General features: G+C 68.2%; 10 protein-coding genes. 4 read left to right on the forward strand and 6 right to left on the reverse strand.

Annotated features, from left to right (window positions below):
- Nucleotides 1–19 precede the first annotated feature (19 nt).
- A complete protein-coding gene (locus ACIHAX_RS18750; protein WP_364432833.1) occupies nt 20–2,266 on the forward strand; it encodes a heavy metal translocating P-type ATPase in 2,247 nt (748 codons plus the stop codon).
- 18 nt (nt 2,267–2,284) lie between these two features.
- The gene (locus ACIHAX_RS18755; RefSeq protein ID WP_397278706.1) at nt 2,285–3,379 is read left to right on the forward strand and encodes a threonine aldolase family protein; all 1,095 of its coding nucleotides are present in this window, start codon (nt 2,285–2,287) and stop codon (nt 3,377–3,379) included.
- A gap of 124 nt (nt 3,380–3,503) precedes the next feature.
- On the opposite strand, the gene ACIHAX_RS18760 is transcribed toward ACIHAX_RS18755, so the two are convergent.
- Together ACIHAX_RS18760 and ACIHAX_RS18765 are read right to left on the reverse strand one after the other, a co-directional pair.
- The gene (locus ACIHAX_RS18760) at nt 3,504–3,848 is read right to left on the reverse strand and encodes a hypothetical protein (protein ID WP_355073219.1); all 345 of its coding nucleotides are present in this window, start codon (nt 3,846–3,848) and stop codon (nt 3,504–3,506) included.
- A 105-nt stretch (nt 3,849–3,953) separates the two neighbouring features.
- Nucleotides 3,954–4,817, reverse strand: coding sequence for an SDR family NAD(P)-dependent oxidoreductase (locus tag ACIHAX_RS18765; RefSeq protein ID WP_397278708.1), 864 nt, complete (start codon nt 4,815–4,817; stop codon nt 3,954–3,956).
- Between the two features lie 85 nt (nt 4,818–4,902).
- On the opposite strand from ACIHAX_RS18765, the gene ACIHAX_RS18770 reads away from it, so the two are divergent.
- The gene (locus tag ACIHAX_RS18770; protein ID WP_397278710.1) at nt 4,903–5,724 is read left to right on the forward strand and encodes a helix-turn-helix domain-containing protein; all 822 of its coding nucleotides are present in this window, start codon (nt 4,903–4,905) and stop codon (nt 5,722–5,724) included.
- A gap of 487 nt (nt 5,725–6,211) precedes the next feature.
- Here the strand turns inward: ACIHAX_RS18770 and ACIHAX_RS18775 are convergent, their stop codons facing one another.
- Nucleotides 6,212–6,676 (reverse strand): DNA-directed RNA polymerase subunit beta, encoded by a 465-nt coding sequence (locus ACIHAX_RS18775; protein WP_364432813.1) that lies wholly within the window; start codon nt 6,674–6,676, stop codon nt 6,212–6,214.
- A 157-nt stretch (nt 6,677–6,833) separates the two neighbouring features.
- Here ACIHAX_RS18775 and ACIHAX_RS18780 point away from each other — a divergent pair, with 157 nt between their 5' ends.
- On the forward strand, nt 6,834–7,946 hold the full coding sequence (locus ACIHAX_RS18780; RefSeq protein WP_364432810.1) for a helix-turn-helix transcriptional regulator: 1,113 nt from the start codon (nt 6,834–6,836) through the stop codon (nt 7,944–7,946).
- Between the two features lie 39 nt (nt 7,947–7,985).
- On the opposite strand, the gene ACIHAX_RS18785 is transcribed toward ACIHAX_RS18780, so the two are convergent.
- From ACIHAX_RS18785 to ACIHAX_RS18795, 3 genes are all read right to left on the reverse strand, one after another.
- The gene (locus ACIHAX_RS18785) at nt 7,986–9,179 is read right to left on the reverse strand and encodes a glycosyltransferase (protein ID WP_397278713.1); all 1,194 of its coding nucleotides are present in this window, start codon (nt 9,177–9,179) and stop codon (nt 7,986–7,988) included.
- A gap of 259 nt (nt 9,180–9,438) precedes the next feature.
- Complete coding sequence (locus ACIHAX_RS18790; RefSeq protein WP_397278715.1) at nt 9,439–10,533, reverse strand: glycosyltransferase; 1,095 nt, start codon at nt 10,531–10,533, stop codon at nt 9,439–9,441.
- Nucleotides 10,530–11,897, reverse strand: coding sequence for a glutamate-1-semialdehyde 2,1-aminomutase (locus tag ACIHAX_RS18795; RefSeq protein WP_397278717.1), 1,368 nt, complete (start codon nt 11,895–11,897; stop codon nt 10,530–10,532). Before ACIHAX_RS18795 ends, ACIHAX_RS18790 begins: the two co-directional genes overlap by 4 nt.
- Nucleotides 11,898–12,033: the final 136 nt, after the last annotated feature.

A 12,033-nucleotide genomic window follows, 5' to 3' on the forward strand; every position in this document is an offset into this window, starting at 1 on the left:
ACAGAACGGAGCACCCACGATGACCACCGCGACACAACCGCAGCCCTCCGGGCAGGTCGAACTCGTGATCGGTGGAATGACCTGCGCGTCCTGCGCCGCCCGGATCGAGAAGAAACTCAACAAGCTCGACGGCGTCACCGCGACCGTGAACTACGCCACCGAGAAGGCCCGGGTGGACGTCACCGGTGACGTCTCGCCCGACGACCTGATCGCCACCGTCGAACAAGCGGGCTACACCGCCGCCCTGCCCGCGCCCCCGAAGCCACAAGAAATCGCCGCCGAGGAAGATCCCGCGGCGAGCCTGCGCACCCGACTGCTGATCTCCGTGGCGCTGTCGGTGCCGGTGATCGCCATGGCGATGATCCCGGCCTTGCAGTTCACCAACTGGCAGTGGCTGTCACTGACCTTGGCCGCGCCGGTCGTGGTGTGGGGCGCGCTGCCGTTCCACCGCGCGGCGTGGACCAATCTGCGCCACGGCGCCGCGACCATGGACACCCTGATCTCGATGGGAACGCTGGCCGCACTGGGCTGGTCGCTGTACGCCTTGTTCTGGGGCACCGCGGGCAGGCCGGGCATGACGCACCCGTTCGAGTTCACCATCTCCCGGATGGACGGCACCGGCAGCATCTACCTGGAGGCCGCGGCGGGAGTCACCACGTTCATCCTGGCCGGACGCTTCTTCGAGGCGCGCGCCAAACGGCGGGCGGGTGCGGCGCTGCGTGCCCTGCTCGAGCTGGGGGCCAAGGAGGTCTCGGTTCTGCGCAACGGAACCGAGCTGCGCATTCCGGTGGAGCAGCTGACGGTCGGCGACCGGTTCGTGGTGCGGCCGGGCGAGAAGATCGCCACCGACGGCGTCGTGGTGGAAGGTTCCTCGGCCGTCGACGCCTCGATGCTCACCGGTGAGTCGGTGCCGGTGGAGGTCGGCACGGATGACGCCGTGGTCGGCGCGACCGTCAACGTGGGCGGCCGGATCGTGGTGCGCGCCACCAGGATCGGTTCCGACACCCAGCTGGCGCAGATGGCGAAGCTCGTCGAGGACGCGCAGACCGGTAAGGCGCAGGCGCAACGGCTGGCCGACCGGATCTCCGGGATCTTCGTGCCGATCGTCATCGCGCTGTCGGTCGCGACGCTCGGATTCTGGCTCGGCACCGGCGGTTCGGTGGCCGCGGCGTTCACCGCCGCGGTGGCGGTGCTGATCATCGCCTGCCCGTGCGCGCTCGGACTGGCCACGCCGACCGCGCTGATGGTCGGCACGGGACGCGGCGCGCAGCTGGGCATCCTGATCAAGGGTCCCGAGGTGCTGGAGTCGACCCGGCGGGTGGACACGATCGTGCTGGACAAGACCGGCACCGTCACCGCGGGCAAGATGACGCTGCTCGATGTCGTCGCGGCCGAGGGTGAGCAGGTCGAACGGATTCTGGAACTGGCCGGGGCGCTGGAGGATTCCTCCGAGCACCCGATCGCCCAGGCCATCGCCAAGGGCGCCCGCGAGCGGGTGGGTGAGCTGAAGCCGGTCGAGGATTTCGCGAACGTCGAGGGCCTGGGCGTGCAGGGCACGATAGACGGGCACGCGGTGGTCGTCGGCCGCGCGCGGCTGCTCGCCGACTGGTCACAGCATCTCGACGACGACCTGACCCGGGCGATGCGCGCGGCCGAAGCCGAAGGAAAGACCGCCGTCGCGGTCGGCTGGGACGGCGAGGCGCGCGGCGTGCTCGTGGTGGCCGACGCGGTGAAACCCACCTCGGCCGAGGCGATTTCCCAGCTGCGCGCCCTCGGGCTCACCCCGATCATGCTGACCGGCGACAACCGGGCCGCCGCCGACGCGATCGCCGCGCAAGTCGGCATCGATGAGGTGATCGCGGAGGTGCTGCCGCAGGACAAGGTCGACACCGTCAAGCGGTTGCAGGCCGAGGGCAAAGTGGTCGCGATGGTCGGCGACGGTGTGAACGACGCCGCGGCACTGGCCCAGGCCGACCTGGGCCTGGCCATGGGCACCGGCACCGACGTGGCCATCGAGGCGGGCGATCTGACCTTGGTCCGCGGCGACCTGCGGGCGGCGGCGGACGCGATCCGCCTGTCCCGCCGCACCCTCACGACGATCAAGGGCAACCTGTTCTGGGCCTTCGCCTACAACGTGGCCGCGATCCCGCTGGCCATGGCGGGATTGCTGAACCCGATGCTCGCGGGCGCCGCGATGGCGTTCTCCTCGGTCTTCGTGGTCAGCAACAGCCTGCGGTTGCGTGGCTTCCGCTCGACAGCCCGATAACACGGAACCGGAGGACCGGTGAGCGACAACGCTACCGAGAGCGAGCCGCTACGCGGATTCGCCAGCGACAACAACGCCTCCGTACACCCGGAGATCATGGCGGCGCTGGCCGCCGCCAACGAGGGACATCAGCCGGCCTACGGCGCGGACGTCCACACCGCCCGGCTACGCGAGCTGATCAAAGGGCATTTCGGCGAGCGCGCCGAGGTCTATCCGGTCTTCAACGGCAGCGGCGCGAATGTGGTCGGGTTGCAGGCGATGTGCGACCGGTGGAGCGCCGTGATCTGCCCGGAGTCCGCGCACATCCACCTGGACGAGTGCGGCGCACCCGAGAAGGTGGCCGGGCTGAAAGTGATCCCGGTGCCCACTCCGGACGGCAAGCTGACGCCGGAGTTGCTCGACCGGTACGCATGGGGCTTCGGCGATCAGCACCATGCCCAGCCCAAGGTCGTCTCCATCACCCAGAGCACCGAACTCGGCACCCTCTACACGCCCGGTGAGATCGCGGCGATCGGCGCGCTGGCGCGTGAGCGCGGCATGCTGCTGCACGTGGACGGCGCCCGGCTGGCCAACGCGGCCGCCGCGCTCGACCTGCCGCCGCGCGCGTTCACCACTGACGCCGGGGTGGACGTGCTGTCGTTCGGCGGCACCAAGAACGGCCTGATGCTCGGTGAGGCGATCGTGGTGCTCGACCCGGACGCGGTGCGCGGCGTGCAGTACCTGCGCAAGGCCGCGTTGCAGCTGGCCTCGAAGATGCGGTACGTGTCGGCGCAGTTCGTCGCGCTGCTGGAAGGTGACCTGTGGCTACGCAACGCGCGGCACGCCAACGCGATGGCGGCCCGGCTGGCCACGGCCGTCGCCCGGGTGCCGGGTGTCGAGATCGTACGGCCGGTCCAGGCCAACGCCGTCTTCGCCATACTGCCTCGGGAGGTCACCGAGCGGCTGCGGAAACGCTTCCGCTTCCACACCTGGGACGAGCGCACCGGCGAGGTCCGTTGGATGTGCTCGTTCGACACCACCGAGGCCGACGTGGACGCCTTCGCGACGGCGATCGCCCAGGAAATGGCCGCTCAGGACGCGTTCCCGGAAACCGCGGGCAACCGAGCACGATGATGAAACACCGGACGGGACGGCACACGTAGTGTCGTCCCGTCCGGGCATCCGCCAGGAGGTCTCATGCGCATAACGCCATGGGCGAGCATACCTCTGGCACACCGAATTCCGAAACGAAAAAAGCTCAGCCGCGCAGCGTGGTGACCGTGACCAGCGACGGTTGGATGAATGCCCCGTAGACCTCGATCGACACCCCACCGGTCGGGGTTTCGGCGGCCCATTGGGCGTGCTCGGTGATCCCTTCGCCGAGAAGCGCTTTCGCTCCGGGCGACCATGCGACGGCCACCTGGCTCAGCACCGGTCCGAGGTTCAGGTTCGCGATCGCCGCGGATTCACCGTTGTCGAAGTAGACCTCCGTGCCACCGGGGAACGGATTCACCGCGACCGCCGAGGCACTCGCCCCGCCGAACGCCGCTGCCGAACCTCCCGCTACGAGCGCGACCAAGACCGTCATGACCCGTCGACGCATCCGAATCCCCTTTTCGTGTAAACGCACTGACCACGCGGCCAGTCATGTCACCCTTGCCGAGCAGGCAGCGTTCGGCAATTCGATGTGAGGCCAATCACATATACCCTATGACGTGCGCACCGCGGCATCGAATGCCCGCACATTGTCGGCAGCCCATTCGGCGAAAGTTCGCGCCCGCCCGAGTATCCGCCGCACATCGTCGGTGACGATCGCGTTGTGTCCCGCACGCACATAGGCTTGCCCCGCAAGCGCACCGTCCGCGAATTCGGCGGACATTCCGGACGCGAGCATGTGTTGCCGCGCTACGGTTTCCGGAATGTCGGCAACCTCCACCGTGCGGCCGGTCACGGTAGCCAAAGTGGCGGCCAAATCGTGCGTGGTGAGCAATTCCGGCCCGGTGAGGGTGTAGATCCGGCCCGCGTGCTCGGCGGAGACCAACGCTTCGGCGGCGACACCGGCGACGTCACGAGGATCGATCACACCCTGTGCGGCGGAGCCGGTCATATTCGGCACCGGCTGCCCGGCACAAATCGCGGCGGCCCAGCTCAGGGTGTTGGAGGCAAAAGAGCTGGGGCGCAGAATAGTCCAGTCGACTCCGCTCTCGCGTGCGGCTTGCTCACCGGGCAAATGCCAGGTTCCGACCCGGCCGAGTCCGGCATCTCCGGTGCCGATGGCGGAAAGTTTGACGATCCTGGCAACTTTCGCGTCCCGCGCGGTGGCGATGAGTGCCCGGTCGGCCTCCACATATTCCGGGCCCAGCACGCCGACGACGAACGCGGCCTCCGCACCGGCCATCGCCTTCGCCATGGACGCGAGGTCGGTGTAATCGCCGCGCACCACTTCTACCCCGGCGGGTACCTCCGCCCGGTCCGGGTTTCGGGTGACGGCCCGGACCGATATCCCTCGCTCGCTCAACTGCCGGACGATTTCACTGCCGATGGTGCCGGTCGCACCCGTGATCACGATCATGTGGACCACCGTGCCGGGCGTTCGCGCAGGTCTCTAGGAAATTCCGGCACACCTGGCGCGGCAGCGACTGCCTACAGTGGATCCGGTGATCACCCTGCCGCGCGTCGTGACCGCCGATCTGGTCGAGACGTCCGAACCCGCACCGGAGTCGCTGCGGCCGTGGCTGGTCGAACTCGGCCGCATCCCCACCGTGCTCGACCTCTCCGAGCCGTTCGCGCACATTCCACAGACGGCCACCACGATCGTGCTGCGCGCCGAACACGGAGATGCCGGAGCCACCCGCGCCGCGCTCGTCGTCGGCCCGCAGACGAAAGCCAGCTACTCGCGCGCGAGCAAACCCGCAGGTTGCGTGCGCCTACGACTCGCGCCCGGTGCCGTCCCCGCCCTGCTCGGAGTCCCTGCGGCGGACCTCACCGATCGCGTAGCGCGACTGGACGACCTACCCGGCCCGGTCGCGCACCTCGCCGCCGAGCTGATCGAACTCGAGCACGACGAGGTCGTGCCGTACCTGGAGAACGCACTGCCGCGCCGCATTCCCGACGATCCGGCCCAGCGCGCCCACCGCCGACTGCTCGCCACCGCCGTAGCAACCATCGCCGCCGCCCACCCGCTCCCCGTCCCGGAACTCGCCACACGCCTCTCCGTCAGCGAACGCCAGCTCCGCAACCTGTTCACCACCGGAATCGGCGTCTCCCCGAAACACTTCGCCCGCATCGACCGCGTCCGGCGCGTCTTGTCCCGAGCCGAAGACACACCGTGGGCCGACCTCGCGGCAGGCACCGGCTACTACGACCAGTCCCACATGACAGCCGATTTCCGCAGCCTGATGGGCGTGCCGCCGACCTCGTTCCTCCGAGGTGAGGTGCCCGCCCCGTCCCCGTGCCGCGCACTCACCCGCTTCCGTTGATCGGGCGCGAACGATCGCAATACAAGCGTTCACAAGGGAGGCGGGGCAAGCCGTGTGCGCCGTCCGGGAGGATCTCCACCGCGTCGGGATAATGGGTGTGCCGCCATTCCCGTGCGAAGGTGATCGCCGCCGTGGCGCATGCGGCGAAATCCATTCGCAGTCCGTGTAGGAATACGCTCACGTGAACGTCGTTCGATGGGTTCATGGATGAATCGCCACACATCACGCACCTGGTCCCGGTGTGGACGTCGCGCAATCGCTCACGACTCCGGCTGCGTTCGTTTCGGTGCGGCGGAAGTATCGGTAGTCCTCGCGGCTGGCTATCACCGCCGCGACGAGCGTCGCACACGATGAGTAGTCGCATTCGTAGTGCAGTTCCAGCGCCTTTCTGGCATTCGCGCGACTGGATACCGGCCAGTGTGGGTTGTCATGTGCGCGCCGGAACCGCGACTCATCGACGCGGAGGAGCCGCCTCGTGCGCAATTCGTCATCCGACATGAGTTGTCCCCGACCTGTGCCGAGTACGCGGCATCTGGTCCGCCCAGGCCCGGACGGCTTCGACTACGAACCTGCCTGACGGGCGGAAGGCGGTGCGCGGCGGCACTATCCAGTGCCGGATCGCGCCTACCGCAGCGGTTGGCGAAGGCAGCGCGATCGTCGCTCCCGTCCGCGCGACCGCCACGTCCAGCCGGAACAGTTCGGCGAACAACCGCACGTCATCGGGCAGATCGGGCTGGATGAGGAAGGTCCAGCGCCCCGAACGCGGATGTCCCACAATCGGTCCCAACGGGACGCTTCTGTTGTGCATGTGCGCCTTCACCGCCTGCCCCAGGCGAGTGGGCATCGTCATCGCCCACACCGACCCGGCCCGCATCACGATCCGCCCGAGTTCCGGCGGGTCGACCACAGCGGGCAGACCGCACTCCTGCCGATAGAACAAGCATCGCGACAACGGTGTATCTCCGCGCGTTTCCATTCGGTACCCCCACTCCCATACGATTCGGACCCGCCTCTACCAGGCGGTACGTAGTAGTCTCGGATCGATCGGTGGGGCGCGGAATCGATTTACAGTCCACAAGAGTCCACAGAATCGGGGGTGCGTCGGCTCCATGGAGAATCCTGGATTTTTGCTCCGCACTGCGCGGCTGAGCCGGGGGGTCAGCCTGGCCGCGCTCGCGGCGAAGACCAACTACAGCAAGTCGCTGCTCGGCATGTTGGAGAACGGGCAGCGCGATGTGAAGCAAGAGCACATCATTGGCTACTCACGGGCGCTGAATATTCCGATTGGTGCCCTCATGACGCCATCACCGGACCCGATCCGAGTCGCGCACGAATGGCTGGTGGCGGATCCTGTACCCAAGGCGCGTGCCTCGACTGGTCGGCGCGTCGGAGAATCGCTGGCGACCGAAATGGAACACCGTGTGGTCCAGCTTCGGCATCTGGACGACAGTGTCGGTGGCGAGGACTTGTTCCCCTTGGTATTGCAGGAGTTCGAAAGCGCACGGGAAGTCATCACGGAATGCAGCTATTCCGAACGAGTGGGCAAGCGGCTGTTGACAGTCGCGGGTGAGCTCGCACAACTCGCCGGGTGGGTGGCCGGCGACGCAGGTAGATATGACGACGCCCAGCGGCTGTACCTGAGCGGCGCATCGGCCGCCGATGATGCCGGAGACCGCGTATTGACGGCGCAACTTTTATCCAGCCTCAGCTATCAGATCGCCAATATCGGCAATCCCAGTGAGGCCGCGCTGCTCGCACGTACCGCCGTCAAGGGAGCGATAGATGCACCTCCGGTGGTCCGGTCCTTGCTGACCGATCGCTTGGCGTGGGCATGCGCACGGTCGCGTGATCGCGAAGGAGCCGAACGAGCGCTCGATGCGGTCGACGAGTCGTATGAGCGCAGGTCATCGGACATTCCTGAGCCGGAGTGGGTGTATTGGATGGACCGTACCGAGATAGACGTGATGGCAGGCAGGTGCTTCGTCGAGCTGGGCGAACCAGCCAAAGCGAGCCCACTGTTGTCCCGCGCGATCGGGCAACTCTCGGCCGACCGAACCCGCGAAGTGGCCCTCTACCGCACCTGGCTCGCGGAGTCTTTCCTGAGGAAGCGTGAACTGGACGCAGCGCGCGCAACCATCCGGCAGGCGGAGAAGGCTGCCGCCACCGCGCACTCGGCACGGCTGGATCGGCGGATTGCCGAAGTGCGGGGAATGCTGACCTGAATGAGCACTCGCGGAATCGCGCTGGCTACGAGCCGAAACTCAATTGATCCCGTCGATCAGCAGTTTCGCAGCCACCGCCGCCCCGTCCGAGCGGATCATGCCGCCCACTTCGTTCGCGCGCGCTCGGGTGGTAGACGCCAATGCGATGTCGAGAGCGGCGGACAATGCGGCTGCGCTGGGGTCGGCTTCCGCACACGCCGCTCCGATGCCGAGGTCGACCACCCTGCGTGCCCAGTACGGCTGGTCCATCATCTGGGGTACCACCACTTGCGGGACGCCCGCCCGGGCGGCGGCGGTCGTCGTGCCCGCGCCGCCGTGGTGGATGACGGCGGCGACCCGGCCGAACAGCGCTTGATGGTTGACCTCGTCGATGGCCATGCAGTCGGGCAGGTCATCGATCAGGGCCAGCTCGGCCCAGCCACTGGAAAGGAGGACTCGGCGGTCGTGGGCGCGGATCGCTTCGATCGCGGCCCGCGCGATCCCGCCGCGCATCGGCATACTGCCGAACCCGACATACACCGGGGGTGTGCCCGCGTCCAGGAACGCCGACAAGTCGGTGGGCAAGGCGCGTTCGTCGGGGACGATCCAGGCACCCGTCTGCACCACGTTCAGTTGCGGCGATTGCGGCCATGGACCCAGCACCGGGTCCGCGGCCAGCCACGGACTCTCGGTGATGACGTGGTCGCGTACGTCGGTGACCGGCCCTAGCCCGAGCGCCGCCCGGCCGGTATCGAGCGCGTGGCCGAACTGTGCGTTCCAACCGTGGCTGTCGATTTCCCACAGCAACTGGTTCGCGATCGCCTCGGGCGCGGGTCGATCGCCCGGCAGCGGCATCGGCGGGTGATGCGGCGAGGGCAGACTGGTCGGCTGGTAGCTCACATACTGGTAGTGGATGCCGAGCTTCTCGGCGACGGACCGGGCCGCGACCTGGGTCACGCCGGCCGCGACCACAACGTCGCATTCTGCGGCCGCTGTGGCGATCGTGTCGAATTGGATTCTGGGCCAGGCCGTCACAAATCGCGACAGCTCAGCCCGCGACGGTCTCCCGGCTCGGGAACCGGCCTTTAGCGGCCCCAGCGGCACTATCGGCACCCCCAGGTCAGCGCAACGCGGGGCGATATCCGGTGGCGCGCACACCCGCACCCGCGCTCCGAATTCCCGCAACCACAGCGCGAGCCCCAACATCGGCTCGCTGTCGCCGCGCGACCCACTCGCCGTCAACAGCACCCGCACGGGTCACCGACGCTCTACAGCTGGATGCACACTGATGCGCCTGGCCCGAACGAAGTCGACGATGCCGCCCATACCGACCATCATCGACCCGGAACACGTTGCCCCCCTGCGCATCCGTTCCCATCCCGGAGAACCTGTGATACGTCACGGCAGCCGTTGCTACGACCGGCTCGACGAGTGAGCAGACGCGCTCGACCATGCGGCCAGGCAGATCACGCTCGCCGAGCAAACAGCGTTCGGCACTTCGCTGGGCGGCCGCTTACTGAGCGACGCACGCGGCCATCCGTGCCCGAAACGCAGTTGGTGCGAACGTTTCCGCGTGGGCGCGGACGATGCGCGGGTCGTAGCGGGCGGCGTCGAAGTCGGCCATCGCCGCGGCCAGGCGGGTGACGACGTCGGGATCGGCGCCCGGAGCGATGTGTTCGCCGGTCGTGCCCGGTCGTACCGTGTCGAGCGCGCCGCCCGCGCCGATGGCGATCACCGGGGTACCGCAGGCCATGGCTTCGACCGGGACGATGCCGAAGTCTTCCACGCCGGGCATGAGCAGGGCGCGGCAGCGTTGGTACATGTCCCGCAGGACGTCGGTAGAGGTGGCGCCCAGAAAAGTTGTCTCGGGTCCGGCGAGGGCTTCGAGCTGAGGCCGGAAACGACCGGCGCCCAGCACGACCAGCCGCACGCCGGCGAGTTGCGCGGCTCGTATGGCGAGATCAGCGCGTTTGTAGGGAACGAGGCGACCGGCGCAGAGAAAGAAGTCCTCCCGGGCACGTGTGGGATCGGGGGTGAAACGGTCGACATCGACGGGGGGATTGATCACGGTGGCGGTCAGGCCCCACCAGTCGCGGATCCGGTCGGCGACGGCGGTCGAGTTGGCGATCACCTGGGTCAGGCGCGGCGCGGCTCGCAGTTCGGTGCGGCGGGCCAGTGCGCCCAGGGCGCAGAGGGCGAACTGGCCGGTCCGTCCGCCGGCTTCGCGGATGCGGAACTCTCGATCCCAGGCCCATCGCGCGGGGCTGTGCACATAGGCGATCACGGGCGCGTCGGTGGCCAACGCGGCCTGAGTGGCGAACGAGTGGTGGCTGACGACCACGGCGTCATAGCCCTGCAACGGCATACGACGCAGGGAACGGGGGACGAACGGCAGCAGAGGGGCGTGCCGACCGCGGGTCACCGTGTGGGCGCGGGAGAGCCAGGTGTCGTGGACATGCCGGACGGGCAGGCGGATTCCGTCCGGCGTGACGATCGGGGCGTAGATGTCCGCACCGGGCCAGGTGCGGGCGAATTCGCCCACGACGGCTTCGGATCCGCCGAATTCGGTGAACCGTTCGTGGACGATGGCGATGCGGGGTGTGGTCATCGAGATGTGCTCGTTTCGATGTGCCGCGGCGCGGCGGTGCGGCGAATCGCGGGAGCGACCGATCGTCCGCGCAGCAGTCCATCGACGGTGCCGCGTTCGAGGGCGGTCCGGTACACCTCGGCCGCGGCCGGGCAAGCCGACAGGGTGGCGGCGATCGCGTCGTGGTCGTGTGCCGCCGAGGTGACGAAGGATTGCCCGAGTACTCCGCGTTGCAGCAGTTCTTGCAGGAACAACGTGCGGAACGCCTGGCATGGGTTCCCGTGGGAATCGAGGGTTTCGAAGATCAGGCAGGAGGAGCGACCGCGGACCCGGAGGTGGTCGCCGATCCCGAGTTCGGTTACCAGCGCGGTGAACCCGGTCGCCAGTGCGGCGCCGGCCGCTTCCATTCGAGCGATCGGATCGCCGGTCCGGTAGGCCGCGGCGACCGCGCGGAAGGCCGCCAGCCCGCTGGTTTCCGGCCCGTGCGTGGTGGACAGCAGAAACACGCGGTCGGCGTCGGTGCGCAGACCGCCCCGTTCCAGGTACTCGCGCCGTCCGGCGAGCGCCGATATGGGGAATCCGTTACCCATGGCCTTGCCCCAGCAGGACAGGTCGGGAGTTACGCCGTAGACGGACTGTGCGCCGCCTGCGGCCCAGCGAAATCCGGTGATCATCTCGTCGAACACCAGCAGGGTGCCGTGCCGATCGCACAGGGCGCGCACGGCTTGGAGATAGCCTGGCTCGGGTTCCGCGGTCGCGGTGGCCGCCTCCATGACGACCGCGGCCACGGTGTCGCCCGCCAGGACCGCGGCGAGGGCGTCGACGTCGTTGTAGGGAAACCGGACGGTTTCGGCGCCGACCTGAGCGGGGATGCCCGCCGACATCGGTGTCGTCGCGATGAACCAGTCGTCGACCGAGAAGAACGGCTGCTCGCAGACGGCGAGCCGCTGGCGACCGGACACGGCCCTGGCCAGCCGGACGGCGGCGGTGGTGGCATCGGAGCCGTTCTTGGCGAACTTGACCATGTCCGCACCGGGGACCAGGTCCAGGAAGTCCTCGGCCGCGAGCAGTTCCAGTTCGGTCGGCCTGCTGAAGTTCACTCCGTCGGCGATCGTGGTCGTCACGGCGTCGAGAACCGGTGCACAAGCATGGCCGAGGGTGACCGAACGCAGTCCCATCCCGTATTCGACGTACTGGTTGCCGTCGGCATCCCAGACTCGGCATCCGTTGCCGCGCACCAATATCGGCGCCATCTGCTCGGGGTATTGATCGGCTCCGCGGGCGTAGGTGTGCGCGCCGCCCGGCACCAGCTCGTGCAGCCGACGCTGCAGCGCATTGCTGCGGGCGAACCCGTGGTGCGGTGGGAGGTCGGGGGGCAGAGTCATCTGGTGCTCCGTATGCGGTGCGGGCAGGATACCGGCGGAAGCCGGTACAGCAGAGCGGTGCCGGTGAAGTGCCGGACGGGGATACGCTCCGGCGGCGAGGAGGTCGCGGGACGGCCGGAGGTGTTGTGGTCGTGCG

This window comes from Nocardia sp. NPDC051929, from assembly GCF_044548645.1.
In the GTDB taxonomy this organism is placed as follows: Bacteria; Actinomycetota; Actinomycetes; order Mycobacteriales; family Mycobacteriaceae; genus Nocardia; species Nocardia sichangensis.

Bases quoted from the DNA above. Each gene is read 5' to 3' on its own strand.
- ACIHAX_RS18760 (WP_355073219.1), bottom strand. From the start codon at position 3,848: ATGCGTCGACGGGTCATGACGGTCTTGGTCGCGCTCGTAGCGGGAGGT.
- ACIHAX_RS18750 (WP_364432833.1), top strand. From the start codon at position 20: ATGACCACCGCGACACAACCGCAGCCCTCCGGGCAGGTCGAACTCGTG.
- ACIHAX_RS18795 (WP_397278717.1), bottom strand. From the start codon at position 11,897: ATGACTCTGCCCCCCGACCTCCCACCGCACCACGGGTTCGCCCGCAGC.
- ACIHAX_RS18765 (WP_397278708.1), bottom strand. From the start codon at position 4,817: ATGATCGTGATCACGGGTGCGACCGGCACCATCGGCAGTGAAATCGTC.
- ACIHAX_RS18780 (WP_364432810.1), top strand. From the start codon at position 6,834: ATGGAGAATCCTGGATTTTTGCTCCGCACTGCGCGGCTGAGCCGGGGG.
- ACIHAX_RS18790 (WP_397278715.1), bottom strand. From the start codon at position 10,533: ATGACCACACCCCGCATCGCCATCGTCCACGAACGGTTCACCGAATTC.